This window comes from Pseudoflavonifractor sp. An187, assembly GCF_002160275.1.
GTDB lineage: Bacteria > Bacillota > Clostridia > Oscillospirales > Oscillospiraceae > Enterenecus > Enterenecus faecium.
In genome coordinates this window covers 34,429-59,269 of record NZ_NFKG01000005.1, presented here as the reverse complement: position 1 = coordinate 59,269, position 24,841 = coordinate 34,429, and the positions used below count along the sequence as shown (strand labels likewise).

The 24,841-nt window shown below is 56.1% G+C and carries 26 protein-coding genes; 4 read left to right on the top strand and 22 right to left on the bottom strand.

Features of this window, described 5'->3' with window-relative positions; genetic code table 11:
* Nucleotides 1-55 precede the first annotated feature (55 nt).
* Nucleotides 56-1,864 carry a M56 family metallopeptidase gene (locus B5F22_RS04340; protein ID WP_087391281.1) on the bottom strand — a complete coding sequence of 603 codons (1,809 nt, stop codon included), beginning with the start codon at nucleotides 1,862-1,864 and terminating at the stop codon, nucleotides 56-58.
* Entirely contained in the window at nucleotides 1,861-2,232 is a 372-nt protein-coding gene (locus B5F22_RS04335; protein WP_087391278.1) for a BlaI/MecI/CopY family transcriptional regulator, read from the bottom strand. The genes B5F22_RS04340 and B5F22_RS04335 overlap by 4 nt, the downstream gene beginning before the upstream one ends.
* Nucleotides 2,233-2,420: 188 nt before the next feature.
* Here B5F22_RS04335 and B5F22_RS04330 point away from each other — a divergent pair, with 188 nt between their 5' ends.
* Nucleotides 2,421-3,407: a type II CAAX endopeptidase family protein gene (locus B5F22_RS04330; protein ID WP_087391275.1), complete on the top strand. Its 987-nt coding sequence runs from the start codon at nucleotides 2,421-2,423 to the stop codon at nucleotides 3,405-3,407.
* Between the two features lie 43 nt (nucleotides 3,408-3,450).
* Here the strand turns inward: B5F22_RS04330 and B5F22_RS04325 are convergent, their stop codons facing one another.
* From B5F22_RS04325 to B5F22_RS04310, 4 genes are all read right to left on the bottom strand, one after another.
* A complete protein-coding gene (locus tag B5F22_RS04325) occupies nucleotides 3,451-5,151 on the bottom strand; it encodes an ABC transporter ATP-binding protein (RefSeq protein WP_087391272.1) in 1,701 nt (566 codons plus the stop codon).
* A 164-nt stretch (nucleotides 5,152-5,315) separates the two neighbouring features.
* On the bottom strand, nucleotides 5,316-5,804 hold the full coding sequence (locus tag B5F22_RS04320) for a cyclophilin-like fold protein (RefSeq protein ID WP_087391269.1): 489 nt from the start codon (nucleotides 5,802-5,804) through the stop codon (nucleotides 5,316-5,318).
* Nucleotides 5,805-5,807: 3 nt separating this feature from the next.
* Complete coding sequence (locus tag B5F22_RS04315; protein ID WP_087391266.1) at nucleotides 5,808-6,653, bottom strand: DUF3737 family protein; 846 nt, start codon at nucleotides 6,651-6,653, stop codon at nucleotides 5,808-5,810.
* Nucleotides 6,650-6,907: a hypothetical protein gene (locus tag B5F22_RS04310; protein ID WP_087391263.1), complete on the bottom strand. Its 258-nt coding sequence runs from the start codon at nucleotides 6,905-6,907 to the stop codon at nucleotides 6,650-6,652. The genes B5F22_RS04315 and B5F22_RS04310 overlap by 4 nt, the downstream gene beginning before the upstream one ends.
* Before the next feature lie 135 nt (nucleotides 6,908-7,042).
* Here B5F22_RS04310 and B5F22_RS04305 point away from each other — a divergent pair, with 135 nt between their 5' ends.
* Nucleotides 7,043-7,963 carry a LysR family transcriptional regulator gene (locus tag B5F22_RS04305; protein WP_087391260.1) on the top strand — a complete coding sequence of 307 codons (921 nt, stop codon included), beginning with the start codon at nucleotides 7,043-7,045 and terminating at the stop codon, nucleotides 7,961-7,963.
* Nucleotides 7,964-7,979: 16 nt separating this feature from the next.
* Here the strand turns inward: B5F22_RS04305 and B5F22_RS04300 are convergent, their stop codons facing one another.
* The 4 genes from B5F22_RS04300 to B5F22_RS04285 form a co-directional block, all read right to left on the bottom strand.
* Nucleotides 7,980-8,687, bottom strand: coding sequence for a ferric reductase-like transmembrane domain-containing protein (locus B5F22_RS04300; RefSeq protein ID WP_087391257.1), 708 nt, complete (start codon nucleotides 8,685-8,687; stop codon nucleotides 7,980-7,982).
* A 108-nt stretch (nucleotides 8,688-8,795) separates the two neighbouring features.
* Nucleotides 8,796-9,944, bottom strand: coding sequence for a glycerate kinase (locus B5F22_RS04295; protein WP_087391254.1), 1,149 nt, complete (start codon nucleotides 9,942-9,944; stop codon nucleotides 8,796-8,798).
* 106 nt (nucleotides 9,945-10,050) lie between these two features.
* On the bottom strand, nucleotides 10,051-11,163 hold the full coding sequence (locus B5F22_RS04290; protein WP_158096619.1) for a glycosyltransferase: 1,113 nt from the start codon (nucleotides 11,161-11,163) through the stop codon (nucleotides 10,051-10,053).
* The gene (locus B5F22_RS04285; RefSeq protein WP_158096618.1) at nucleotides 11,151-11,756 is read right to left on the bottom strand and encodes a glycerol-3-phosphate acyltransferase; all 606 of its coding nucleotides are present in this window, start codon (nucleotides 11,754-11,756) and stop codon (nucleotides 11,151-11,153) included. The genes B5F22_RS04290 and B5F22_RS04285 overlap by 13 nt, the downstream gene beginning before the upstream one ends.
* 365 nt (nucleotides 11,757-12,121) lie before the next feature.
* Between B5F22_RS04285 and B5F22_RS04280 the strand changes: the two genes are divergently transcribed.
* Complete coding sequence (locus B5F22_RS04280; protein WP_242955057.1) at nucleotides 12,122-12,583, top strand: DUF5720 family protein; 462 nt, start codon at nucleotides 12,122-12,124, stop codon at nucleotides 12,581-12,583.
* Between the two features lie 11 nt (nucleotides 12,584-12,594).
* Here the strand turns inward: B5F22_RS04280 and B5F22_RS04275 are convergent, their stop codons facing one another.
* The 8 genes from B5F22_RS04275 to rplM all read right to left on the bottom strand — a co-directional run bounded on the left by B5F22_RS04275 (nucleotide 12,595) and on the right by rplM (nucleotide 19,312).
* The gene (locus B5F22_RS04275; RefSeq protein WP_143482186.1) at nucleotides 12,595-14,019 is read right to left on the bottom strand and encodes a helix-turn-helix domain-containing protein; all 1,425 of its coding nucleotides are present in this window, start codon (nucleotides 14,017-14,019) and stop codon (nucleotides 12,595-12,597) included.
* An 84-nt stretch (nucleotides 14,020-14,103) separates the two neighbouring features.
* A complete protein-coding gene (locus B5F22_RS04270) occupies nucleotides 14,104-15,075 on the bottom strand; it encodes a DUF3991 and TOPRIM domain-containing protein (RefSeq protein ID WP_087391245.1) in 972 nt (323 codons plus the stop codon).
* 148 nt (nucleotides 15,076-15,223) lie between these two features.
* Nucleotides 15,224-15,421 (bottom strand): nucleic acid-binding protein, encoded by a 198-nt coding sequence (locus B5F22_RS04265; RefSeq protein ID WP_087391242.1) that lies wholly within the window; start codon nucleotides 15,419-15,421, stop codon nucleotides 15,224-15,226.
* Nucleotides 15,422-15,471: 50 nt separating this feature from the next.
* Nucleotides 15,472-16,218, bottom strand: a complete 747-nt coding sequence (locus tag B5F22_RS04260; RefSeq protein ID WP_087369963.1) for an alpha/beta hydrolase — start codon at nucleotides 16,216-16,218, stop codon at nucleotides 15,472-15,474.
* A gap of 139 nt (nucleotides 16,219-16,357) precedes the next feature.
* Nucleotides 16,358-17,557: an ATP-binding protein gene (locus tag B5F22_RS04255; protein ID WP_087391239.1), complete on the bottom strand. Its 1,200-nt coding sequence runs from the start codon at nucleotides 17,555-17,557 to the stop codon at nucleotides 16,358-16,360.
* Nucleotides 17,558-17,724: 167 nt separating this feature from the next.
* A complete protein-coding gene (locus B5F22_RS04250) occupies nucleotides 17,725-18,057 on the bottom strand; it encodes a hypothetical protein (RefSeq protein ID WP_087391236.1) in 333 nt (110 codons plus the stop codon).
* A 404-nt stretch (nucleotides 18,058-18,461) separates the two neighbouring features.
* Nucleotides 18,462-18,866: a 30S ribosomal protein S9 gene (rpsI, locus tag B5F22_RS04245; RefSeq protein ID WP_087230881.1), complete on the bottom strand. Its 405-nt coding sequence runs from the start codon at nucleotides 18,864-18,866 to the stop codon at nucleotides 18,462-18,464.
* Between the two features lie 14 nt (nucleotides 18,867-18,880).
* The gene (gene rplM, locus B5F22_RS04240) at nucleotides 18,881-19,312 is read right to left on the bottom strand and encodes a 50S ribosomal protein L13 (RefSeq protein WP_087230877.1); all 432 of its coding nucleotides are present in this window, start codon (nucleotides 19,310-19,312) and stop codon (nucleotides 18,881-18,883) included.
* Between the two features lie 217 nt (nucleotides 19,313-19,529).
* Between rplM and B5F22_RS04235 the strand changes: the two genes are divergently transcribed.
* Nucleotides 19,530-20,288, top strand: a complete 759-nt coding sequence (locus B5F22_RS04235) for a tRNA 2-thiocytidine biosynthesis TtcA family protein (RefSeq protein WP_087391234.1) — start codon at nucleotides 19,530-19,532, stop codon at nucleotides 20,286-20,288.
* Here B5F22_RS04235 and B5F22_RS04230 read toward each other — a convergent pair.
* The 4 genes from B5F22_RS04230 to B5F22_RS04215 all read right to left on the bottom strand — a co-directional run bounded on the left by B5F22_RS04230 (nucleotide 20,189) and on the right by B5F22_RS04215 (nucleotide 24,828).
* Nucleotides 20,189-22,654, bottom strand: coding sequence for a YfhO family protein (locus tag B5F22_RS04230; protein ID WP_158096617.1), 2,466 nt, complete (start codon nucleotides 22,652-22,654; stop codon nucleotides 20,189-20,191). The two genes, B5F22_RS04235 and B5F22_RS04230, sit on opposite strands and share 100 nt — an antisense overlap.
* 94 nt (nucleotides 22,655-22,748) lie before the next feature.
* Nucleotides 22,749-23,144, bottom strand: coding sequence for a hypothetical protein (locus B5F22_RS12260; protein WP_158096616.1), 396 nt, complete (start codon nucleotides 23,142-23,144; stop codon nucleotides 22,749-22,751).
* Nucleotides 23,145-23,157: 13 nt separating this feature from the next.
* On the bottom strand, nucleotides 23,158-23,676 hold the full coding sequence (locus B5F22_RS04220) for a TPM domain-containing protein (RefSeq protein ID WP_087391230.1): 519 nt from the start codon (nucleotides 23,674-23,676) through the stop codon (nucleotides 23,158-23,160).
* Nucleotides 23,677-23,694: 18 nt separating this feature from the next.
* Complete coding sequence (locus B5F22_RS04215; RefSeq protein ID WP_087391227.1) at nucleotides 23,695-24,828, bottom strand: toxic anion resistance protein; 1,134 nt, start codon at nucleotides 24,826-24,828, stop codon at nucleotides 23,695-23,697.
* Nucleotides 24,829-24,841: the final 13 nt, after the last annotated feature.

Genomic DNA, 24,841 nt, shown 5'->3' with positions numbered 1-24,841 from the left:
TCAATGGTACGAAAACATCCCACGGAGACCCTGAATGGGTTTCCGTGGGATGTTTTTACGTACTAGGCAACTGCGGTCGTTGGGTGATGAGAGGTTGGAAGGTGGTACCTGAATGGTAAATCAAGGTATCTCCCGCCTTGTCATATGCATATAGGAGGGCGCCGTCGTTGGTGTACAGAGTCAGAGTGTCCTCCGTCTGCTCATAATATCCTTGGGCGATATAACTCATATACGAAGAAGGTGTCCAGATAAAGGTGCCGTCATTGAGTAATTGCAGACAGGGTGCATCATAGGAATAGGTGGTGTCGGGGGATTGAAGCTGCAATTGGCCGGGGTTGTCTGTGCCCCAATAGGTGGCGAGGATTTGGGCGGATTGGGCACCGTAGAACAGGTGGATGAAGCCATCCCCTGTGCTGGTGTACTCGTTGTCCCCGGTTTTATATAGCGGCAATACCGTCAAATGGATGAGCCAGCTGTTGATATTGCCCACACCATCGGCGGTGTAGGTGATGGAGTGATTCCCACCTGGAGCGCCTTCGGCTACATGGGTGATGGAAAACTGGTCTGCATCTGGAGCCAGGCGGCGAATCTCCTCCTGGGGCAGATACTTCAAGGCCTCCAAATAGTCCCGCAGTTTGTATATGGTAGTCTGCTCTGGGCAGGTGGTGGGCTGAGTGACCGTATACGTGCTATCCTCTAGATTCAGCTGTAGCTGTGCGCTGTAGGACTGCTGGTTCTGCCAGTAAAAGAAGCGGACGGTGCCGGTGTCCACCCACTGAAAGTCTGCGTTGAGACGGACTTCAAACTGGTCGGGGTTGACATTGAGGGTGGAGGCATCCTGGAGCCGCTCGATCCGTGCAATTTGCTCCGTAATTTCTTGAGGGTCTAAATCTGCCACATTGTGTCCCTGCATGGGGAAGCCTCGGGGAATGGGAGGATTGGTGAGAAAGCACACCCCGACGATGGCGCACACCACCACCGAGGCGGCCACCGCCAGAACGGTGGGCCGCTGATAGCGCAGCACCGACTTCACCCGCTGCTTCACTCCTGCTTCGCCAAAGGCCAGGGGACAGGCGGCAATGGCAGGGCGGCGCACCGAGCAGGAGAGCAGGGCCTGGGAGTAGTCCGCCCGCTGCTGGGGCTCCATGCCCCGCACCACCTTCTCATCACAGGCCAGCTCAATATCCCGGCACAGCAGCAGATAGGCCAGCCACAGCAGAGGGTTGAACCAGTACACGCTCAGCAGCACAAAGGCCAGGAGTTTCCACCAGTGATCTCTGCGCTGGATGTGAGCCCGCTCATGGGCCACCACGTGCTCCATGGTGTCCTGGTCCAGATAGAAGGGAAGATACATGCGAGGGTGAACCAGCCCCAGCACAAAGGGGGAGAGGACCGCCTCGCTCTGATAGAGATTGTCCTCCAGCTGTACCGCCGTGGCCACCCGCCGCCGCAGGCGCAGATAGCTCACGGCACTCCAACCTAGCAGCGCCGCCACACCAAAGAACCAGAGGACCGCCAGCACCGGAAGCCAAATCTCCAGGAGGTTGGGGGCGGCGTCTGTGGTAGAGGTAGCGGCCTGGGAGAGTACGGGATTGATGGACTGGTTCAGGGTGGGAAATCCGGTGTAGACCCTGTGGATGCCGTCGGTGAGGATGGTGGGGGAGATGGTCTCGGCACTGGGAATGAGGCTCAGGGCGCTCTCCAGGGAGAAGGGGAAGATGAGCCGCACCCCCACAATGCCCCACAGCAGCACATGGGCCCATTTTGGAGCCCGCTTCAGCACCAGGCGGGCCAGAAGCACCGCCAACACCAGCCAGCTGGCAGAAATACTGATGTTTACGATGTGCAAAAACAGCTCAGTCATGGCCCATTCCCCTTTCTAAATTGGTCGATCATCGCCTGTACCTGGTCGATCTCCTTCTGGGTCATCTTCTGGTGGCGGGTAAAGGCCGCCACAAAGGCGGGGAGCGAACCCTCAAATTTGGTCTCCACCAGCTCGTCGATCTCAGCGGCCTGCACCTGGTCCTTGGAGACCAGAGAGGTGACAATGGTGTCCTCGTTCTTCAGCACTCCTCGCTGGGCCAGGCGCTTGATGACCGTGTAGGTGGTGGAGTTCTTCCACCCCAGTTGCTCTTTGCACAGCGCCACCAACTCCCCACTCTTGATGGGTTCGTGCTCCCACAAAATCAGGCAGAATCGGTATTCGCTCTCGAAAATCTTCGGCGTGTCCATGGTGTCACCTCCTTAGTCGAATGCGTTCGATTACACTGTCAGTCTAACGCATTCGATTAAATCTGTCAATGGAAAGATAGAGGATGAGGGGAGAGAAGTTGCACAAGGGGATTGATTCTTTGTGGAAGATATGAGAGAATGGGCAAAAGCAAGACCTCAAACGAGAGAGAAATGGGAGGGAATACCACATGGAGGAAGAGAACTTGGTATCAGTGGAGAAAGCAAAGTCCTGCTTTGGCAGATTGGGATGGGCCCTGTGTGCCTATGCGATGGTCATCGTCGTGCTGCAGCTTGTGGCAGTGGCGATTGGGGGCGTGTTGTTGGCCATGGGTGTGAACGTGTTAGAGAACGCCTGGTTTTTGTGGGCGGCTTCCTTTATCCCGCAGTACCTGGTGGGTGTGCCTCTGTTTTTGTTGATCCTCCGCAAGATGCCCGTGGTGGAGCAGTCCCAGACCAAACTGGGGGGAGGAAAGTTTTGGGCGCTGTTGCTGATGTGCTTCCCGGTGATGTTCATCGGAAATCTGGTTGGCACCTTCTTGTCCGGGCTGCTGTCCGGCGGAACAGCACAAAATGGTGTGGAGGCCATGGTCAGCGGTGGAAACCCGTTGATTCTGTTTACCGTGGTGATTTTGGCCCCATTGGTGGAGGAGCTGGTGTTCCGTAAGCAGCTGCTGGACCGCTGCGCCCAGTATGGGGAGAAGACCGCCATGGTGTTCTCCGCTCTCACCTTCGCTCTGTTCCACATGAATCTGTTTCAGTTCTTCTATGCCTTCGGCATGGGTCTGATTTTTGCCTATGTGTACCTGCGCACCCGTCGCCTCCGCTATCCTGTGCTCATGCACATGATCATCAACTTCATGGGCTCGGTGGTGCCTCTGTGGGTGGTGTCCAACCTGGACTTGGATGCCCTGTCCAACTTGAACCCCCAGAATCTGGACCAGGAGATGCTGGCGGCCATTCTGCCCGGCCTGCTCATCTACCTGGCCTATGTGGTGGTGCAGCTGGTGCTGGTCATTGCGGGCCTGGTGATTGGGATCGTTATGCGCAAGTCTCTGACCCTTCGGCCTACCCCCGAGGAGCTGCCCCGGGAGGGTCGGGTCAAGACGGTATACGCCAATGTGGGCTTTATTCTGTTTGTCGTGGTCTGTGTTGTGGTCTTTAGCTTCAACTTATGACATGACATGAAAATGCCTGGAATCCTCGGATTCCAGGCATTTTTTATGGTCTCACAGAGAGACGATACAGCTCGCCCCGCTGGGCCATGAGCGCTTCCCAAGAGCCCTGTTCTATGAGCGCCCCATCCCGAAGGACGAGGATGGAGTCAAACCGTTTCAGCCGCTCTCCATTCAGGTCGTGGGTGATGGCCAGCAGCCCCACGCCCTCCAGGGCCAGCACCGTGTCCATCAGTGCTCCGGCGGTCTGGGGGTCCAGGGCGGAGGTGATCTCGTCCAGCACCAGAAAGGCAGGTTGTCCCGCCAAACACCGGGCCAAAGCTACCCGTTGGGCCTGACCGCCGGAGAGGTTTTTTCCGTTTTCCTCCACAACGGTCTGGGCTTGTTGTGGAAGCTGTGCCACCCAGTGGGCCAGTTGTACTTGTTGCAGCAGCTGCTTCCAGTCTTCCGGGGAGCGGGAGCGGCCCAGGAGAATGTTGTGCTCCAGAGTGTCCCGGAAGAAGGTGTTGTTCTGACTCTGGTAGCCCACCGCACGGTAGAGAGAACCGACTTCCACTTGGTCCAGGGGGATACCGTCCAATGTGACGGAGCCCTGGGTGGGGGTGAGAAACCCCAGCAGTAGCTTGGCCAGGGTGCTTTTCCCGCTGCCGCTGGACCCCACCAGGGCATACTTTTTGGTGCAGTCCAGACGCAGGGTCAGGTTCTCCACCAGCGGGGGGCGGTGGGGATAAGCGAAGGAGACGCCGTGGAGGGCCAGCTGTCTGGGCGCATGGGAGAGGGGCTGGATTCCGGGGGTGTCCAGCCCACTTTGCAGCTGCTCCAGATTGGAGCGGAACAGCCGCTTTCCCGTTTGCAGGGCCATCCAGTAACCGGGCAGCACCTCAAAGGGGAACATGACCCCACCCAACAGCTGGGTGAGGGACATGGTATAGCCCACACTGAGCTTGCCCTGGATGACCAGCAGCATGGCCCCAGCCAGCAGGAGCACAAAGCTGAGCTGGCTGATGGCGCTGCCCAGGGTGTTCATCCGCTGCCGGACCACTTGGCGGCGGTTGTCCGCCTGCTCCACTTGGGCGGCGGCGTTGCGATAGCGGACCTCCTGTTCAGACGCTAACCCATGCAGGCGGATGAGGAGAAAGTTGGTCAGTATCTCCTGGGCCTGGGCCAGATGGGTGCGGTTGGCGTCCAGATACACTGTCTCGGCCCGGTCAGCGCTTTGCTGGAGGAGTTTGGGCAGAGCCAGGGAGACCAGGGCGCAGAGCACCGCCAGGGCTGCCAACTCCCAGCCTGCCGCTGCCAGCACCGCCAAAGAGGCGGCCAGGCTCCAGGCGCTGCGGTACAGGTCCAGGGCGTTGCCCAGGTAGCCGGAGGAGATGAGGGGGGCGTCAGCGGTGAGTTTGGAGAGATAGACGGCGCTGTCCTGTTCTTGGAGCCGCTCCACCTTCTGGGCTAGGGTCAGGTGCAGGTAGTGCTGGCACAGCCTGTTGGTGCAGCGATGGACGAGGGCCGCCTGTCTGCAAACCGTCCAGTGGTTCAGGGCCAGATCCACCGCCCCCAGGAGGAAGACAGCCAGACAGGCAAGCCCGAATCGGCCCAGGTCCCCAGAGAGTCCGGTGTCCACCACGGGCTGAAGGGACAGGGCGAAGAGGGAGGAGCACAGGGCGGACAGGGGGGCCAGAAGGGCATAACAAACCAAGGCGCCAGGGCCAGCCAGACGCCAAATTGAAGTACAAGTTGTCTTGTTCATATTTGGGGAGTCCTTTCCGAAATTTCCTTAGCGGATGTGGAAAGACTCCCCCTTGTAAATGTTCACCGACATGGTGCTCCCTCCTAACAGGATACCCCCGCTGGAGGAGCGGGGGTAATGGTGTGGTATCTTCGATGATATTTTACTGTACAGAGGAAGGCAAGTCAATGAGGTGCCGTCAGAGAGAAGGTTACAGTGACATCCCCGTGGCCTAGAGCCTCCTGCCATCCGGTGAGGTCGGTGACCTGTCCCAGGCGGGTGTAGCTCCAGGAATTGGAGCCGTAAAAGAGGACAATCTGGTTGCCCTGGTACAGCATAATGTCCCCGGACTGGGTGGTGATGTGGGTGTTGCTGGTGGGGAGGGACTGGCCCAGGCTGCCCACCTTTTCAAAGCCACCGTAGTCCTCCAGGGAGAGGGTGAGGGGGCCGTCGGTGAGCAGGTCCGCCAGGGCCTCGGCGCCCTGGTTGTCCGCAAAGGTGGCGGGGAAGGTGACTCCCTCCACCGTGAGATAGAAGGTGTGGGTGTCCACAGTGGTATCCTCCGTTGGTTCCGGTGAAATGGTAGAGGTGGGACTGGGGTGGGAGGCGGTGGAACAGGCCGCCAGACACAGAACCAGCACCACGGCCCACAGGGCAAATCCAATCCGCTTCATGGGTTATTGGGTGTCCGAGCCGCAGAGAATCTCACCCCGGGACTCCGGGTCGTCCCGAATGATTTCGCCCACAGAGGGCACCACAATGCGGCCGGAGCGAGGGTTCTTGATGCTTACCACCGGGGTGAGCACCGTGGCCTCCACCTCGCTCTTTTCAAAGGCCAGGTCGGTGTTCTCCATGCGGCAGTCCACCAGCTTTAGACCCTTGCAGTAGCACAGAGGCTGGGTGCCGATGATGGTGCAGTGCTCAAAGGTCACGTTTTCACAGTACCAGGCCAGATATTCCCCTTTCACCACGCTGTTGCGCACCACCACATTTTTAGCGTGCCAGAAGGCATCCTTAGTGTCAAAGCGGCAGTTGTCGAAGATGGCGTCCTCGATGTACTGGAAGGAGTATTTGCCCCGGAAGGTCACATCAGTGAAGCGCAGATTGGTGGAGCGCATCATAAAATATTCACTCTCTGCGGTGCAGTGGTCCATGGTGATGTCGTGGACCGACCAGCCAAACTCCGGGGAGATGATGTCACAGTCCCGCAGGGCCACCTGGCCACACTCCCGCAGCGCCTTGATGCCGTGGAGTTTGGTGTTGGTGATCTCAATGTGGTGGGAGTACCACAGGGCCGCCCGGCACATGGGGGTCAGCTCACTGTCTCGGATGACCAGGCCGTCGTCGTGCCAGAAGGGATAGCGCAGGTTGAAAAAGCAGCGCAGGGCCTGGATGTTGGCCCCCTCCTTGAAGGCGCTCTCTCCGTCGGCGGGGCCGTCAAAGGAGCAGTCGGTGACCTGAATGTCCCGCTGGCCATACAGGGCTCGCTCCTGGTCAAAGGTTTCATGGTGGATGTGTCTCATGGTGTGGTTCCTCCATTTCTAGAACTGGTGTGGGGGTCAGCGGAGCGGCGCTGAATCCGGTAGACCAGATAGTCCAGACACCCAATCTGTTTTTCCATCTGGTGCACCCGGTCCAACAGGGCCGCCCGGTGACGGGACAGAAGCTGTAGCTGCTGAGCGGTATTTTCCGCCTGTGCGTAGGCCAGGTACTGCTCGATCTGTGGGGCGTCCAGCCCAGCAGCCTCCAGATTTAAAATCAGGTCCTGTGTGGTCATCCCTTGCTCACCTTCCATTTCGATACCCAGTATACCGAGGAACCTTCTATATATCAAATACTTATACTGAATGATGAGGCATAGTTGAAAGCTATGGCTGTGGGTGGTATACTGGGGAAAAAGGAGGCGAGAGGCGTGGAACTGCGGGTGTTACAATATTTTCTGGCGGTGGCAAGAGAGCAGAGCATTTCCGGGGCGGCGGCATCGCTGCACCTCTCCCAGCCCACCCTTTCCACACAGCTCAAGGCTCTTGAGGAGGAACTGGGCAAACAGCTGCTCATCCGGGGCACCAAGGGCTCCCGAAAGGTGCTGCTCACCGAAGAGGGGATGCTTTTGCGCAAGCGGGCAGAGGAGATTTTGGAGCTGGTGCAGATGACCCAGCGGGAGATCTCTCTGTCCGACGAGGTGGTGGCGGGGGATGTGTACATCGGGGCGGGGGAATCGGATATGATTCGCCTGTTTGCCCGGGCAGCCAAACAGCTCCAGGCCAAGTACCCCGACATCCACTACCATGTGCGCAGCGGCAACGCGGCCTTTGTCCAGGACTACTTGGACCGGGGGCTCATCGACTTTGGCGTGGTCTATGGCCCGGTGGACACCAGTATCTACAGCTCGGTGAAGGTGCCTGTTCACGACACCTGGGGGGTGCTCATGCGCAAGGACGCCCCGCTGGCAGACAAAGAGTATATTCAGCCTCAGGACCTCTGGGATAAGCCCCTGATTGTCTCCGCCCAGAAGGCGGACAACTGGTCTTTGACCAAGTGGTTTGAGCGGGACTATGCCAAGCTGAACATCGTGGCCACCTACAATCTGGTGTTCAACGCCTCCCTGATGGTGGAGGAGGGGCTGGGCTATGCCCTGTGCTTTGACCAGCTCATCAACGTCAGCGGGGACAGCCCTCTGTGTTTCCGGCCTCTGTCTCCCACCATGCGGTCGGAGGCGTCCATCATCTGGAAACGCTACCAGGTGTTCTCCAAGGCGTCGGAATGTTTTTTAAAGCAGCTCAAGGGGCTGCTGACAGACCAAGAGACAGAAAACTCCCCGGAAACTGTATGAGTTCCGGGGAGTTTTTTCAGGCGCATCGGAGATAAGACGCCTTTTTCTGTTCGTGAACCTTCAGGGCTTTGGTCACACGCAGGACCAGATAGCCCCCGAAGATGGCGGTGTAGAGGATGATGTCCAGATATTTGTGGGAGAACTGGGGGACAAACAACACCATCACATGGGCGTAAATCAGCCCAAAGAAGAGATAGGCCAGGCGCTGCAACCGTTTCCAGCTGGCGGCGCTCATGCGGCTGCGGACACGGGAGAAGGACGTCACCATGAGAGGAATCATGAGGAGGATCATGAGCAGGGAGAGAATGGCTGCCACCAGAGTGGTGGGCCGCATGGTTTCCGGGGCCACAAACAGCATGACAAAGTGCCGAATGCCGTACATGAGGTTGTGGCCCAGAGTGAGAATGCAGGCCATAATGGACAGAGGGCCTCGGATGGCCAGCAGCTTGCGCACCAGCGGTCTGCGGTGGTCCAGCGCCCCCACATACATCACCACCATGAACAGGGCGGTGGGCAGCGTGCCCCGGGTGAAGAGATTGACGATGTAGGTGTTCACCCACTGGGGGGCCGTGGCCCGAAGGCCCAGGCTGTAGTAGAGCACTTCACCCACCACCAACAGGATGGCCAGGGCGTAGAAGGCACCGGGGCGCTTTCGGATAGCCCCGTGACAGCTGACAGCGAAGAGCAGGGCCAGGGCGATGGATACCAGAATGTAGGGGTACATACCATTCCTCCTTGGGGAAATCTTTGTTTTTGATAGTTAGCGATAGCTAACTGAACGAGAGTATACAATACCCCACCTGGTTTTGTCAACCCTGATTTTCTAAGAAGGTTAGTTTGTCATGCCAGTTTGAAAGAGCCGGAACACCTGTTGGGCGGTGGCGGCCAGGTTGGCCCGGGCGGTGTCTGGCTCCATGGCCTGCTCCAGGGAGCAGGGGCCAGAGAGGGTGGGGAAGAAGGCGTCGATGCCCTGGGTGTGACAGGCGGTGGCGTCTGGGGTGACACAGCCTGCCAGAGCTACCACCGGCTTGTGGTACCGTTTGGCCAGCTGGGCCACTCCCACGGGAGCCTTACCCATGGCAGTCTGTCCATCCAGCCGTCCCTCTCCGGTGATGACCAGGTCGGCGTCCCGGATAAAGCCCTCCAGGTGGGTCTCCTCCAGCACGATGGACACCCCAGGCTCCAGCACCCCACGGAGGAAGGTTTGGAAGGCAAAGCCCAGCCCTCCGGCGGCACCTGTTCCCGGTGCGTCGGGGTGGGCGGTGTCCGGGCACACGGCCTGGGCCAGCTGGGCGTAATGGAATAGCCATTGGTCCATATCCTGAATCATTTCAGGTGTGGCCCCTTTCTGGGGGCCGTAGACGGCGCTGCAACCCTGAGGGCCGCACAGAACATTGGTGACATCGCAGGCCACCCGGAACTCACACTGGGCCAGCTGGGGGAGAACTCCGTCGCAGGTGATGCGGGCCAGATGGGAAAGCCCCTGGGCACCGTGGGGGATGGGGCGGCCCTCCGCGTCGAAAAAGCCGTAGCCCAGGGCCTGGAGCATCCCCACACCGCCGTCGTTGGTGGCGCTGCCTCCGATGCCTACCAGAAAACGGCGGCAGCCCTTGGCGATGGCGTCTCGGATGACCTCCCCCACACCGTAGGTGGTGGTGTATAGGGGATTGCGCTGGGACTTCGGCACCAGGGTGAGACCCGCAGCCCCGGACATCTCCACCACCGCGGTGCCTGTGGCGGGGAGAATGCCATAAGAGCACACCACGGGAGCACCCAACGGCCCGGTCACCGTCACCTGCTGCCATTGGCCGCCTAGGCCGGAGATCAGGGCTTCCACGGTGCCCTCGCCGCCGTCGGCCAGAGGACGGACGGTCACCGATACGCTGGGGTCTGCCTGGGCGATCCCTGCCCGGACCGCCTGGCCCGCCTCCATGGAGGAGAGGCTGCCTTTGAACGAGTCCATGGCCACCACAATGTTCATAAAGAGGCCTCCTAAGCTGGAAATTTTCTTGGGTTCATGATACCACAAGGAGTTTCCCCATACAAGACGAACACCCCCGGAACGAGTGTTCCGGGGGTGTATGGAGCTATTTTGATAGATATTCCGCAAAGGAACAGAGAATCCCTCGGGCGGACCCGTCCATGGTGACACGTTGACGGGCCACCATGGCATCGCACTGGGCCTGGTCGAACAGAAGGTCCATGGCAACTGCCATGAGCTGCTGGGGGTCCTGACACACTTGGCTCATGCCATGGGTGTGGAAGTATTGGGCGTTGCAGGTTTCACAGCCGGGGATGGCCGCTGTATGCAAAATGGGAATGCCGCATACGGCCGCTTCGGTGGAGGAGAGTCCCCCGGGCTTTGTGACAAACAGGTCCGAGGCCCGCATATAGTCTGCCATGTCCTGGGTGTACCCCACGATCACGGTGTTTTTAGGGCGTTTGGCCATGAGGGTGTTGTACAGCTCTTGGTTGTTGCCGCAGACAACCACCAGAGACACGTCTTGACGTTGGGCAACCCCGTCCATCAGTGTCTCTATGGTCTCTCGGATGGTGCCGCCGCCCATGCTTCCCCCTGCCGTCAGGATATATTTTTTGTGGGGGTCCAGATGCAGGCGTCTGCGGGCCTCCTCCTTGCTCTGGCGGTTGGAAAAGACGGGACTTGTGGGGATACCCAAGGGGTGCAGCTTCTCTAACGGAACGCCTCGGCGCACATAGTCGGAGGCCAGGTCCGGGGCGGGGATGACATAGGCGTCGCAGTTGGTCTCCTCGGTAAAGGGAATGCAGACGTAGTCGGTGGAGACAAAGATGGTTTTGGGAATCTGCAGGTGCCGGTTTTTCATATTGGTGAGGATTTCTGCTGGATACAGGTGGGTGGTAATAATCACGTCATAGGAATGGCTGGCCAGATACTTTTTCATAAATGGAACCATCCGATGATTGACGTGATACACCGGCGACCGGCACGGCAGTTTCCGGTACAGCTCCCCGGCGGTGTAGACGGCGCCAAACAGCCGGGGCGTGTTCTGTACCATGGAGATATAGGCACCGTTGATTCTGCGGGCAAGGGACTGACTGCGTAGGGTGTAGGGATTGAGCATGACGGCGTGATGGCCTCGTGTGCGCAGTTCTTCCACAATCGCCTTTGCGGCGGAGTCGTGCCCACCTCCGGTGCCACAAGAGAGAATCAGCGCGTCCATACCCATTTCACCTCAATTTGTTCTCTCTGCTCCTTGCTCATATGCAGCCGCAACAGGACCACCCCAGAGATGACCAAAAATCCCATCCAGATGGCGGGAATCTTCACGATGAAAATCATGTGGACCAGAGAACAGAGATAGGCCACCAGGGTGCGGTAAAAGTGGGGGCTGATTTGGAGCACGACAGAAAATAATATGAAATACATAGCCAGCGTCGCCACTGGCTGCCAGATGGGGAGGAGGCCCAGCAGGCAGCCGAAGGTGACGGCAATGCCTTTTCCCCCTTGAAAGCGGTAAAACGCCGGGAAGGCGTGTCCAATCACTGGGGCGGCCAGCACCAGGGCACAGGCAATGGGGTCTGGCTTTGGCCCGGCCAGGAAGGCAAATACGGGGATAAACCCTTTGAGCAGATCACAGACAAGGGTGAGCACACCGCACCAGAAGCCGCCGTACTGGAAGGCGTTTGCGGTGCCGGGGTTGTGGTCGTTGCTCCGTTCTATGAGGTCTGGCTTGTGGAAAATCCTGGCGAATATCTGGGCATACAGCACACTACCCGATAGGTATCCAACCAAAGCGTAAAGAATGGTTCTCAAAACAGTCGTCCCTTTCAAACAAAGAATGGATCATGAATTCATAAAAAGGCATTTTACAACGGTCTATTCCATTTGTCAAACGGATCTATCCACATAGAAGAAGGGACAATCGTGAAGGGATACCGTAGAATACATAGAAAAACCCCGGAAATACAAGGCTTTGATAAGGATGGTAGCAAGAAACCAGTAAAATCAAGGCTTTGTGGATAGCAACAGGCAATGCGGCAATTAAAACTGAATAAGTTTACAGAGCAGGGATACCGTTTTCGTCAATGGTATCCCTTTTCTGTTGCTCCGCACTGACGCCATAGGTACAAAAACCTGTGGCGTTTTTTTGTGCCCATTTTTGGAAAGGAGCTGGATAGATGAAACTGAATAAAGCGGAAATGAGGATGGCGTACCAGATCGAGAGTACAGACCCGAACGCTGTTCTGAATGAAATTTATATGACCTGGCGCCTGTCAAGGAACCAGGCTACCAGGGATACGGCGGAAAGCCTCATGGCGAAGCTGCGCTCCCTGTCAAACAACGAGTGCATGGATTTGATCCGGGAGGTCCAGACAAATTACCGTCTGCCTGGAAAACCCCAGACTATCGGGGAGATGCTGGCGGAGGCCAGGCAGAAGTCCGGGGCGCAGAAGCTGGCCGGACACGATATCATGGCCCTGGAACGGTTTGACCCGGATACCCGGCACATGATCGTCTTTGACGTCCTCTCCCAAGCACCCCACTTGTTATTCAGTATAACATACTGTCTAACAAATGGGGTGCAGTTCAATATAGGCTACTGGCCGGGAAAACTTTATATTTTTTCACTGTCCTCTTGACGGGGAGCGGTTCACAGAACGCTCTCCAAAAAGGTATTCGTTTTTACCGCGCCTTCTCCTGTTTCAGATGACGGGGGGATTGCCAGCAGCTTACGCACCCGGCCCTCCAAATGCTTCTCAATGGCCTGCAAATGTTCTTCCGGCAGGCCCAGGCTTTCGTGGCGCTTGAACCGGAACCCGATCATGCGGCGAAGCTGCTCTTTCTGCTTTGGCCCCATGACCTCTGCACACGCCTCCTCATAGGAGATGTTGTAGGGGTTAGAACGGGTTTTTGCATACTCGTCCAGATTCGCATAATCTTCCTTACCGGCATAGCAGAACAGGGACAGCCCATTGTCAAAAATGGGGGCGGGCGCAATAATGTTGCCGCTGTGGTTATCCCGCAGGACGCCAAAGTTTCCAAAGTGGCGGTCCTCGTTGTAAATCAGGGCGTCAAACACCAGCATACTGCGGATTTGCTCGGAAAACTCCGGCCCCAGCTTGTCGTAGTAGGCAAGGCAGGCGGCAATGCCCCCGGTTCGGACAATTCGCCCGATGGGGATATAGGCCGTGTCGATGTTGGTAAACAGGGCGCACTTAGAGGCGGTAATGCCTTTCCAGTTCTCCAGGTCATAATGCACGGCGTTCAGGCGCATGGTTTCCGCAATCTGCGAAGCATAATATTCGCAGTACGGCTCCCGGCCCGTATTGGACGCGCCGGTCGTGCCGCCCTTATAGAGATAAATCCCATCGTGCTCCACATAGCGCCACGCCTTGGGCAGCATACCGCCTGTGGTCAGCTCCGGGGATGTGGTAAGCGCCTGCCGGCTCCCGCCTGCGCCGGTATAGGCCACCAGCGCCAGTATCTCGGAAAAGCGATTTTCGTAAAGATTGTATTGGGAGAATTTCCCCTCAAATCCTGACCGCACCACCCAATAGCTGTCGTTGAGCGACAGCCCCTTGCACACGTCGATGATTCCCTTGGTGTCGCCCAGGCTAAGGCCAAGGGTTTTCAAAATCTCGTCCACAAAGGCGCGGTTTTTGGGGATAACCCGCCGCTCCAGCCAATGGATGACGCCCTCGCCGGTGCGCTCCATATCCAAAGGCAGCAAATGGGCCTGCTCCTCGTTGGTGTATAAGATTTCAGCCACAAGGCCGGACAAGCCCTGCTTTTCCATGGAAAAGCGCATGAGCTCCGTATCATAAATGCGGAGACTGTAAACATGACTCATAGGCTCCTCCTTGTCGTTCAGTTCCAGTGAAACATCCTTTCCCAGCGCCGAGGCGATTTTTAAGATCATATCAAGCGTGGGGTTCTGTGTCCCACTTTCCAGGCGGTTGATGCCGGAACGCTGGATTCCCAGCCGCCTTGCCAGTTCTGCCTGGGAAATGCCCTGCTCCAGACGGGCCTCCACAAGCTGGGATATGATTTTCTGCCGTTTGCGCAGTTCATCCATACTCTCACCTCACTGCTTTAATGTTAACATATATGATAACAATTTGCAAGCGGGAGAATCTGTCGAAGCTGGGAAACTGGCAACTCACCGCTCCGGCTCTTTGCTGTGGCTGCCCCGAATGGGAATCCCCAGCCGGTGGCACAGAAAATCATTCACATCCTTTCCACGGGGCGGCGGTTTGTTCTCCACACGGTAGCCCTCCGGCATGACAGCCATGATTGCCTTGGCCGCCAGCCGGCCAGCCGTGTCATTGTCCAAATGGAGATAGACGGTTTTCACATGGGGGGGGTCCTCCAAAAATCGGGTGAGGGCCACCGGCAGCTTGCTTTCCTCCATCTTTTTCTTCGGCTGGTACACCCCGGCCAGGGACAGCAGATTGTGCCGCCGCCAGTCAATCCCGTCCAGCTTGCAGAGAGTGGCATAGGACATCACATCAATGGCGCACTCGCACAGATGGACTGCCGGATTTTCCACGCAAGCGGGCAGGGCGAAGGAAAAGTGCTTATCACTGCCGCTTAAATCCCCGTGGAACCGGGCTTCACGGATTCCCCGCAGGCAGCCGAACCGCGCCTTGCCGTCCTTGTCGAAGCCCACAAAAACCACGTTGCTGTGGCCTTTGTTCCGGCTCTCATAAATCCGCCCGGTCTGGACGCAGTAGTCCAAAATCTCCTGGTCAATGCCCCGGCCCTTGAGATAGGCCATCATCGCCCGGTTATCCGGGGCGGCCTGGGGCAGAAGCAGGTGCTTGGGCTTTTCCTCTTTCGGCGCTGGTACAAAGGAAGGCGGGGGGATGGCCGTCCTGCCGGAGATGGTTTCCATGGCCTCCCAAAAGGAATAGCCGTTGACCTTGATGAGATAGTCCAGCGCGCTGTAACCGCCGATCCCACGGGAAAACCAGCACCATTTGCCGTTGGAAATCCGCAGGCTGTCATGAGTCTTGGTACAGTAGACATTGCCGGACACATGGACCAACTCCTGGGGCTCGCAGGTCTGCAGGTAGGTGAGCAGGTCCACCTGCCTTGCCCGTTCGATGGCTTCTGAATCGTAAAAAGGCATAAAAAAATACAGCCCCCTTCACATAGCCGTAGATTAGCCGCCCCTTGTGGGGTAGCTGGCTATGTAAAGGGGGCTGTACTCTTTTCAGATATGAAAAAAGCCGACTGGATTGCTCCAATCGGCTTTTTCTGCCTATACTTTTTATATGTTATTTGAGCTTTTCAACATCCTCCAAATAAATAGACACCTCTCCACACTTGGGACAAATGGCTACTTTAGGTTTGCCCATCCTTCCACCAAATAGTTTATTTTCATCTGATGATAAGATAATACCGTATCCACCTCCTTCGATCTTAATAGCACAATTTTCTTTCATTTCACTACCACAGCGGATACATGTACGCATTTATAATTACCTCCTAAAATTCCAATTTTCTTAGTTCTATAAACTGGGATTTATTTTTGTTCTATTATTTCTAATAGTCTTCTTACATAATCATCTGCATGGTTTATTGAAAACTCTCCATGATACATATTAGGAAGAACTTGTATAGAACTATTCTGTAGTTTTTTATGAATTAGTTCTGCTGATTTTTTCATTGAGTGATTTTCTTTTTCTCCGACAAAAATATGAACTATTGCTTCGCTCTCTTCAATCCCATCTTTTAAGGAATATAATGAGTTTTCCTGTAAAAAAGCAATCATATCGCCCTTTGTTATTGCACAAGTATCTTTGTAATAATTATCAAACAAATGCTGCTTTATTCGTAATGATTTGAATTGTAATTTTGAAAACCATTTATACTTTATCAAACCATAACAACTCCCAAACGCAGGCTTAATCATAAAATATGTGAATTTTGAAGGTATTACAAGTGCGCTTTCCACTATTGCATACTTACATATATCCTTACGATGAGATAAAATTTCAAGTAAAATCTGTCCTCCAAGTGATAGTCCTCCAATCAATAAAACGGAACCATCCAGTTTATCATTTATAAATTCTATAATCTCTAAAGCGTTATTTTCTATCGTCGTAAATCGTTTATCACTTCCTGCATGACCGTCTAATATAGGTATAATTATATGATAATCCGTTTGTAGCATTTCAGCAATTTCTTTGTAATTCCACCATGACAAACCACCTCCATGTAGGAGGATAATTACATTACTATTTCCTTTCCCATATTCAGCATAGTTCAACCTTTTTCACCTCGCTGTAAAATTCCAATTTGCCACTTTCTTTATAAATTAAGATTTTCTGATTTGTTCTATCTCAACATCAAAGTCTATACAAATTTACTCTATTCTAGTTTTATTGGGATGTTTCCTAACAAATCAATCAGTATGTGTCATTTAACAGAAAATCCGCCAAATGCACGATTTTCACCCCATTGATGTTTCCCGTGGCCAATTCGTCCAGCGTTACCACATATTTCGGATAGTGGTCTTTGATTTCGAGGAGATTGGCAACCTCCCGATCCGATTCCTCTGGCAGCCTGCGGCACACCTGAACGTAGATACGCTCATCGCGCCGCACCGCTACGAAGTCAATCTCTTTCGTTTCATTTTTCCCGATATAAACTTCATAGCCCCGCCGCCGCAGTTCAAAATACACGATGTTTTCCAGCATAGCGGCAATGGACGTAGGATGAAAGCCCATGATGCAGTATTTCAGAGAAGCGTCTGCCAGATAGAATTTTTCCTGGGTTTTCAGCACGGATTTTCCCTGCAAATCATACCGCTGGCAGCGATAGATCACAAACGCCTTTTCCAGCCAGTTCAGATAGTTGTAAACCGCCTCCACGGATAGGGAACGCCCCTCGCTTTTGAGGAACTTTGCAATGGCGTTGGCGGAAAAGGTCTTGCCCACATTTTCCACGATATACTTGACAACACGGTTGAATAAATCAAAGTTCATGATATTGTGCCGCTTTGTAATATCGTTGGTAATCACCGAGTTATAGATGCCCTCCACGATCTGATAGGCGGAGCGTTCGTCAAAGCTGCCCAGCGCCACAATGGGAAAACCGCCCAGCCGCAGGTATTCGTTTAACAGCTCCTTTGGGGAACGGGAATCCGATTTCTTAAAATCCAGATATTCCGCAAAGGACAGGGTAAAGACCGGGATGGAGATATACCGTCCCGTCAAATAGGTGGAGATCTCGCTGGACATCAGCTTGGAATTGGAGCCGGTCACATAAATATCGGTATTGGCATTTTCCAGCAGGCTATTGACTGCTTTTTCCCAACCATCAATCTCCTGCACTTCGTCCAGCAGCAGATAGTAGCGCCCATCATCGGTCATTTGCTCTTTGATACCGTGATACATATCCTTGCCGGTCATTCCGTCATCAAAGTCCTCCGACGTATAGCGCATACTGATAATGTGGTCTGCGGCAATCCCGCTTTTCAGCAGATCGTCCCGTAGCATATCTAAAATTGTGGATTTACCACAGCGCCGGATTCCTGCCAGTATCTTCACCAGCGGAACATCCCGATAGGTTTTCAGCGTGTTCATATATTGTGGTCGGATAATCATATCGTTCGCCTCCTTGTTCCTTACGAATAGCATAGCGAAAAACTCAAAGAATATCAATAGTTTTTACTTGTAATCCGTAAAAACTCATTTTCTACAAAACCTTTTTTGGGTGCGAATGAATTTGGATATGTAAAAGCGGCATGGATTTTTCCATGCCGCCCAAAAAACTATTCAGTTTTGAAAGCGCCGATTTTCTTCAGATAGGCAAATCCATCTGCATGGCCCCGGAAGTAGATGTGTTCCCGTTCCATATTATCGGCCCGCATATACAGCCGGATAAATTCCTTCCAGGCTTCATGCTCCTCAGCAGTAAAAGAAAGTTCTCCCTTGCCCTCCAGCAGAGCGCCAATCACAGGATTTTGGCGTTTCAGTTCTTCCTTCTGGGCCTTCAACTCGGTATATTCCGGGCTGGCAGCCGCCAAATCCATCACGATGTCGCTGTCGATTTCAGAAAACTGCTCGGAAATGCGCTCCGGGAGCAGGCAGCAGCTATCGTCCATCTATCATCACCCCTTGTTACGATTTTTATTATACTATACCTGCCCCGCAGCGCAATGGCAGAAGGACAAGATAAACTGGATTCGGTTTGGTCAAATCCTGACAAATCAGAACAGCCCTTTCAAAAGAAAAACCATAACGAAAAGCTCGTAAATGAGGGACAAGGGACAGGGTAAAAGCACCTCAAAAACGGCTCGATTTTGGCTCCCGGTTGCCCCATTTTTTAATCATAACGGGGTCAAAAAGGGCCTGTTGCCCCATTATTAATCAAGAAAAACCGGGTCAGGCGAGGTCAAATCCTGCCAGAACCAGACAAACTGGAACAGAAGATGTGAAATAGAAAAACCCCGAAAAACTGCGGTTTTTCGGGGTTTTTGAGCATCTTTGAACCAGTTTGAAGTGCTGATTAGCGCTTGCTGAACTGGGGAGCGCGACGGGCAGCCTTGAGGCCGTACTTCTTACGCTCCTTCATACGAGGATCGCGGGTCAGGAAGCCGGCAGCCTTCAGAGAGGCGCGGAACTCGGGGTCCATCTCCAGCAGAGCGCGGGAGATGCCGTGGCGCAGAGCGCCAGCCTGACCGGTGACGCCGCCGCCGGTGACGGTGGCAACCACGTCCACCTTGCCGATGACGCCGGTGGTGTTCAGGGGCTGACGGACCACCATCTTCAGGGTCTCCAGGCCGAAGTACTCCTCGATGTCACGGCCGTTGATGGTGATGGAGCCGGTGCCGTTGGGGAACAGGTGCACACGAGCCACGGAGGACTTCCGACGGCCGGTGCCGTAGTGATAGGGCTTCTTGCTCTTATACATAGTCGGTTACCTCCTTATTCAACAGTCCAAGCCTCGGGCTTCTGAGCCTCGTGCTTGTGAGCGTCGCCACGATAGATCTTCAGGCGGCTCAGAGAGTCCTTGGTGATGATGTTGCGGGGCAGCATGCCGCGCACAGCCACACGCATAGCCAGCTCGGGCTTCTCCTGCATCAGGATGCGGTACTTGGTCTCCTTCAGACCACCCACATAGCCGGAGTGGGTGCGATAGAACTTCTGCTCGCCCTTCTTGCCGGTGAGGACGGCCTTGTCAGCGTTGATGACGATGACGAAGTCGCCGCAGTCGGCGTGGGGGGTGTACTCGGGCTTGTGCTTACCACGCAGCAGGGTAGCGGCGGCGGCAGCGGTCTTGCCCAGAGGCTTGCCGGCAGCATCGAGAATGTACCACTTGCGCTCGATGTTACCCTTGTTTGCCATAAAGGTAGACATATCGGTTTCCTCCATTTATCTTGATTTATTATAAAAAAACACGGGGTTTCCTTCCTTTACAAGAAGGCGCAGGATGTATTATAATACGGGGGTTGCCTGGTGTCAACAAAAAAACATACTTTTTTTAATTTGTGTTTTATATACTCCTGTATTCTCATGTGTTCTCTTGAATGCTCTTAAAATCTCGTTTTCATTTTACTATTTGGAGGTCAAACAAATGCAGCTGATTTTATCCCATTTGCGCCGTTGTATTGAGGATTATGATATGATTCAGCCCGGAGACCGTATCGCTGTGGGGGTTTCGGGGGGGAAGGACTCCCTGGTGCTGCTCACCGCCATGGCCCGGCTGCAAAAATTCTACCCCGAGCCCTTTGAGCTCCACGCCTTGACGGTGCATCCCGGCGTGCCGGAGATGGACTTCGGCCCGGTGCAAACCCTGTGTGACCAGCTGGAGGTGCCCTATCATATCATCCCGACCCAGATCTTTGACATTATTTTTAATGTGCGCAAGGAAAAGAATCCCTGCTCCATGTGCGCTAAGATGCGCCGGGGGGCTCTCCACAATGCCATGGCCGAGCTGGGGCTGAATAAGATCGCCTTGGGCCACCACTACGACGATGCTGTGGAGACCTTCTTCCTCTCCCTCTTCTATGAGGGGCGGCTGTCCTGCTTCCAGCCTGTGACCTACCTGGACCGCATGGGCATCACCCAGATTCGCCCCCTGCTCTACTGCGGGGAGGGGATGGTGCGGGGAGCTGCCCAGCGGCACAACCTGCCCATCGTCCACAACCCCTGTCCGGCGGATGGTAACACCCGCCGTCAGGAGGTGAAGGAACTGGTGGCGGAGCTGTCCAAGACCTACCCCAATCTGAAAAACTATGTGTTTGGAGCCATGCAGCGCCTGCCCCTGCCCGAGTGGGGGCCCAGAGAGTATCGCCGCCGCCCCTTGGCCGAGGAGCCCACAAAAGAACATTGACCAGAAAAATGCCGTGGTGCTTGGTTGCACCACGGCATTTTGAGTCCATCAGGCTTTTTGCATTTCCACACCAGCCAGCCCACGAAAGCCACAACGGTGATACCGCCCAGCCCAAGGCCCAGGGTGAGCCCGGGCGAGGTGTAGCGGAAGGTGACCTGGTGGGTGCCGGGGGTGAGTTCCACGGTGAGGAAGGTGTCCCAGCACACCCCGGTGTCCACCTTTTTCCCGTCCACATAGGCCGTCCAGCCGTCCTCGGCGGGGATGGTGGTGACCAGAGTGGAGGGTGTGTCGGCGGTGGCCTGGAGGGAGACGCGGGAGTTGGTGACTGTATCCACCTGGGTGTTGTCCAACAGGGCCAGCGCATCTCGGAGGGCGTCCTGGTCCAGCTGCTGCACCAGGGCTTCCCAGTCCAGGCTGGACAGGGTGGTGTTACAGGCGATGGTTACCTCCAGGGTCTCACCCTCATCAGGAGTGTCCAGGTAATGGATGCGCTGCTCCTCATAGGGGGTGAGGGAACAGCGGTACTCGCCGTCCACAGACAGAGCGGTGAACCCGTTTTGGTCCAGATAGGCGTAGACGGGATTCCCGGTGCCGTGGATGCGCAGGGTGATCTGGTTAGCACCTTCCTGTACCTCCAAATCAATAGAGGAGAATACCTCTTGGGTGGACCCGGTGAGCTGGGTCAAAAGGTCATTTTGCGTCTGGAAGGGGGTGTATCCACGGGGAAGTTCGGTGGTCACTTGGCCCTGAGCAACATAGGCCAGGGGCAGAGCGTCCGGGTTTTCCCATAGGGTCAGACTGCCGCTGTGGCCCGCCTCTTCATAGCCGGGGAACTCCTGGTCGCTGAGCACATAGCGGACTCCCAGCAGGCTGTCGGTGACGGGGGTGGAGCCGTAGTAGACGCTCCACATCCAGCCCTGGGCAAAGCCCAGCTGCTTTAGGAAGTTGTTGACCTGTTTGTTGTAAATGCTGCTGTAGTGGGTGATCCCGGCATAGCCGAAGGAGAGGGGGCTGTTGTCGCCCCGGTCGTAGGTGGCCGCCATGCGGTAGAAGTCGGTGTCCGCCTCCTGAGCCTGTTCCACCAGAGCCTCATTCTCCTGATAGTAGGCCACGTAGTCGGCGTAGGACTGGCAGTGGAACACCTCCCGAATGTCCAGCATGGTGGTCTGGGTGTTGTAGCCCAGCTCCCAGGCGGTGAGACAGAACAGCACCAGGGTGACCACCGGGGCCAGCTTCCAGGTGGGGAAGGACTTTGGCAGGGCGGCCAATACTTGGCCAGCCAGAACCACCAGAAAGAAGGAGAAGACGAAGCTGTACCGATAGGGGAACCAGTTGGGCATTTGGAAGAGGTGCCACACCTTGTCCAGAGGGGACAGCCACAGAGAGAGCACCAGCACTACCAACACTGCCAGAGCGGCCAGCTTGTTCCGGCCGGAAATGGCTGGGGAGAAGAAAAAGACTAGCGCCAGCATCAAGATCACAGTTCCGCAGAACAGATAGGGCAGGGCAGAGTTGGTCAGACCCGCTGGTTGGCCGGAGAACAGGCGGCTGGGCAGCTGCCACAGGGGGAAGTTGGTGAGGCTGGAGTAGTCCATGGTGGCGTCCCCCAGCTTTCCGCTGAAAATGGCCAGCAGGGAGGGTACCCACATCCAGGCGGTGACCCCCAGGGCGGCCAGAGCGGAGAGGAGGAAAGACCGGATGTGGCGTAACAGGTCCTTCCACGCAGGGACCTCACACCACTCCCGATAGACCAGCCACACACAGCAGAAGATACCGATCATGTAGGAGATGTACCAGGTGGAGACAAAGCACACCACCAAGCTGCCAAAGAACAGCCAGGGCCGCTGTCCTGCCAGAATCCGCTCCAACCCTAAGAGGATGACAGGCAGCCAGATGAGCCCATCCAGCCACATGATGCACAGGGAGTAGGCGGCGGTGTAGGAGCACAGGGCGTAGCAGGTGGAGAGCATGGGGAGAAACAGGGCGCTGTGCCGGAGGTAGGAGCGCAGGAAGATGCAGCAGGTCAGCCCCGCCAGTCCCACCTTCAACACCGTGAGGAACATCAATCCCATGGGCATGTACTCATTGGGCACCAGCAAAGTGAGCAGGGACAGGGGACTGGAGACGTAATAGGAGAACACCCCGATGTAGGAGGTGCCCAGGGCCTTGGACCAGGAGAAAAACACATCCCCGTGCTTCAAGGCACAGAAGAACTCCACATACTGGGAGGACATGTCGGACATCAGAATGGTGTTGTCCCCCCAGGGGGCCAGTCCCAAACGGGCATAGACCACCAGCAGGAGCAGGGCGGGGACGAGAAAGGCCAGAGCGTATAGCAGGGGCGTGTGCTTGATACGGGATTTCAACAAAATCACCTCTTGTGGTGGAAATTTGGTGTACCTCTGTGGGGGGCAGTAGAAAAGGCTGCAAGAGGGGTATGCTCTTGCAGCCTTGTTTGAGTCAGCGCCGTCCGCCGCCTCGGCCACCGCCGAAGGAACGGCCTCCACCGCCGCCAAAAGAGCGGCCACCCCCGAACGAACGCCCGCCGCCCCCGAAGGAGCGACCGCCTCCGAAACTGCCAGGGCGGCTGGAGCGTCCACCGCCGAACCCGCCGCCGGGACGGGGACCGCGGAAGGAGGTGGTGGGGCCATGTCCCGGCCGTCCACCCATAGGCCGCCCACCCATGGGCGGGTGAGGGTGGTGGTGATGATGGTGATGGGGACGAGGGGGGAACATCCAGAAGGGACGGTACATGTAGTTGGGGCCGTAGTAGCCGCCCCGATACTGGCGGTACCGGGAGCCCTCCCTCAGGGCCAGCACCACAAGTATCAGCAGGAAGATGATTAAGATATCCATAATACCTCCCAAGTCAGGCCAGATAGTGGGTCTGATACCACTGGGTCAGAGCGTCGGAGAGGGAGAGCAGGGCCTGGGTATAGTCTCCCTTGGCAAAGGGCTCCTCCATATATTCATGGGCATAGGCGGCGCAGTCATCGTCGGTGAACAGATCGGTGAGACCGCTGCCCTGAATGAGCCAGTAGTTCTCCCCCGAGATATCCAGCACGACGATAAAATCGTTGGCGCCCAGGCCCATTTTTTCGGCCTGTTCCATGGCGTAGTTGCCCAGGTCGGCTTTTCCATAGTTGCAGGTGACGCAGCCGATGACCACACCCATGGAGCTGTCCAGAGAGCGGTTGTTGCTCTCCAACTGCTTAATGCCGGAGGAGCTGAGCACCCCGGCTTGGTCAGAGACAAACCACGGGGCATCTTGGGTGGTGGCAACGTGTCCGCCGCTGCCGGGTCGGCGGGCCAGACCAATTCCCACCGCCAGGATGATCATCATGACGGTGAGTAGGACGGCCACGCCGGTTCGTTTGAATAGTTTCATCCAAGGTCACCCCGGGGATCAGCCCCGCAGTTCCAGCAGCTTCTGCTTCAACTCGCCCTCGATGCGCTGAAGTTCCGCCTCTGCCTCCCGGCGCTTCTGTGCGCCCTGGGTCTGGATGTCCATGACCTCGTCCAGGGTGGCGATGAGCCGCTGGTTGGTGTGTTGAAGGGTCTCCAGGTCCACAATGCCCCGCTCGGACTCCCGGGCGGCCTCCACGGTGCCCATGTGGAGCATCTCTGCGTTCTTTTGCAGCAGCTGGTTGGTCATATCCGACACAGCGCTCTGGGCTGCGGCGGCCTGACGGGAGTGCTCTAACCCTAAGGCCAGCACCATCTGGCTCTTCCAAAGAGGAATGGTGTTGACCAGAGAGGACTGAATCTTCTCCAGCATCAAGGCGTCGTTGTTTTGAATCATCCGGGTCTGGGGGCCCATCTGGATGGACACCATGCGGGTCAGTTCCAGGTCGTGGAGCTTCTTTTCAAAGCGGTTGCACAGGTTGGCGTAGTCGTTGTACTTCTGGGCCGCCTCCTGGGTTTTGGTCTGGGTGGCGGTCTGCTGGAGCTGGGCCAGGGTCTCGGTGCGGGCCTTTTCCAGAGCCTTCTTGCCCGCCAGGATATACATGGTCAGCTCCTTATAATATTTGGTGTTCAGATCGTACATCTGGTCCAGCATGGCGATGTCCTTCATCAGGGTCAGCTGGTGGTTTTCCAGCACTGCCACGATCTTATCCACGTTGGCATCGGCCTTGTCAAAGCTGGCCTTCAGGGCCATGGCCTCCTTTTTCTTCTTCTGGAAGAAGCCGAAGATGCCGCTTTTCTCCTCCTCGCCAAAGGTCTTCAGCTCCACCACCAGGGAGGACAGGGCCTGACCTACCTGGCCCAGGTCCTTGGTGCGCACGTTGTTCAGGGCGTTTTCCGAGAAGTCGGCAATGTTCTTCTGGGCGGCAGCGCCGTACTGGAGCACCATGGCGGTGTCGGTGAGGTCAATTTTCTGGGCAAAGTCCTCCACCATCTGCTGCTCCTGGGGGGAGAGTTGAATCTCTGCCATGGCCTCCTGAGGAGCAGGCGTGGGAGCGGCGGGCGCAGCGGGGGCAGAGGAGTCCAGGGTGGGATTCAAGGTGAGGGTGGGGGTGAAATCGGGATGGTCGTTCATGGTACATTCCTCC

Bases quoted from the DNA above. Each gene is read 5' to 3' on its own strand.
- B5F22_RS12260 (WP_158096616.1), bottom strand. From the start codon at position 23,144: ATGGATATCTTAATCATCTTCCTGCTGATACTTGTGGTGCTGGCCCTG.
- B5F22_RS04250 (WP_087391236.1), bottom strand. From the start codon at position 18,057: ATGGACGATAGCTGCTGCCTGCTCCCGGAGCGCATTTCCGAGCAGTTT.
- B5F22_RS04330 (WP_087391275.1), top strand. From the start codon at position 2,421: ATGGAGGAAGAGAACTTGGTATCAGTGGAGAAAGCAAAGTCCTGCTTT.
- B5F22_RS04310 (WP_087391263.1), bottom strand. From the start codon at position 6,907: ATGACCACACAGGACCTGATTTTAAATCTGGAGGCTGCTGGGCTGGAC.
- B5F22_RS04315 (WP_087391266.1), bottom strand. From the start codon at position 6,653: ATGAGACACATCCACCATGAAACCTTTGACCAGGAGCGAGCCCTGTAT.
- B5F22_RS04290 (WP_158096619.1), bottom strand. From the start codon at position 11,163: ATGGACGCGCTGATTCTCTCTTGTGGCACCGGAGGTGGGCACGACTCC.
- B5F22_RS04215 (WP_087391227.1), bottom strand. From the start codon at position 24,828: ATGAACGACCATCCCGATTTCACCCCCACCCTCACCTTGAATCCCACC.
- B5F22_RS04265 (WP_087391242.1), bottom strand. From the start codon at position 15,421: ATGCGTACATGTATCCGCTGTGGTAGTGAAATGAAAGAAAATTGTGCT.
- B5F22_RS04300 (WP_087391257.1), bottom strand. From the start codon at position 8,687: ATGTACCCCTACATTCTGGTATCCATCGCCCTGGCCCTGCTCTTCGCT.
- B5F22_RS04280 (WP_242955057.1), top strand. From the start codon at position 12,122: ATGAAACTGAATAAAGCGGAAATGAGGATGGCGTACCAGATCGAGAGT.
- B5F22_RS04335 (WP_087391278.1), bottom strand. From the start codon at position 2,232: ATGGACACGCCGAAGATTTTCGAGAGCGAATACCGATTCTGCCTGATT.
- B5F22_RS04340 (WP_087391281.1), bottom strand. From the start codon at position 1,864: ATGACTGAGCTGTTTTTGCACATCGTAAACATCAGTATTTCTGCCAGC.
- B5F22_RS04295 (WP_087391254.1), bottom strand. From the start codon at position 9,944: ATGAACATTGTGGTGGCCATGGACTCGTTCAAAGGCAGCCTCTCCTCC.
- B5F22_RS04220 (WP_087391230.1), bottom strand. From the start codon at position 23,676: ATGAAACTATTCAAACGAACCGGCGTGGCCGTCCTACTCACCGTCATG.
- B5F22_RS04320 (WP_087391269.1), bottom strand. From the start codon at position 5,804: ATGAAGCGGATTGGATTTGCCCTGTGGGCCGTGGTGCTGGTTCTGTGT.
- rplM (WP_087230877.1), bottom strand. From the start codon at position 19,312: ATGTCTACCTTTATGGCAAACAAGGGTAACATCGAGCGCAAGTGGTAC.
- B5F22_RS04275 (WP_143482186.1), bottom strand. From the start codon at position 14,019: ATGGATGAACTGCGCAAACGGCAGAAAATCATATCCCAGCTTGTGGAG.
- B5F22_RS04325 (WP_087391272.1), bottom strand. From the start codon at position 5,151: ATGAACAAGACAACTTGTACTTCAATTTGGCGTCTGGCTGGCCCTGGC.
- B5F22_RS04255 (WP_087391239.1), bottom strand. From the start codon at position 17,557: ATGATTATCCGACCACAATATATGAACACGCTGAAAACCTATCGGGAT.
- rpsI (WP_087230881.1), bottom strand. From the start codon at position 18,866: ATGTATAAGAGCAAGAAGCCCTATCACTACGGCACCGGCCGTCGGAAG.
- B5F22_RS04235 (WP_087391234.1), top strand. From the start codon at position 19,530: ATGCAGCTGATTTTATCCCATTTGCGCCGTTGTATTGAGGATTATGAT.
- B5F22_RS04270 (WP_087391245.1), bottom strand. From the start codon at position 15,075: ATGCCTTTTTACGATTCAGAAGCCATCGAACGGGCAAGGCAGGTGGAC.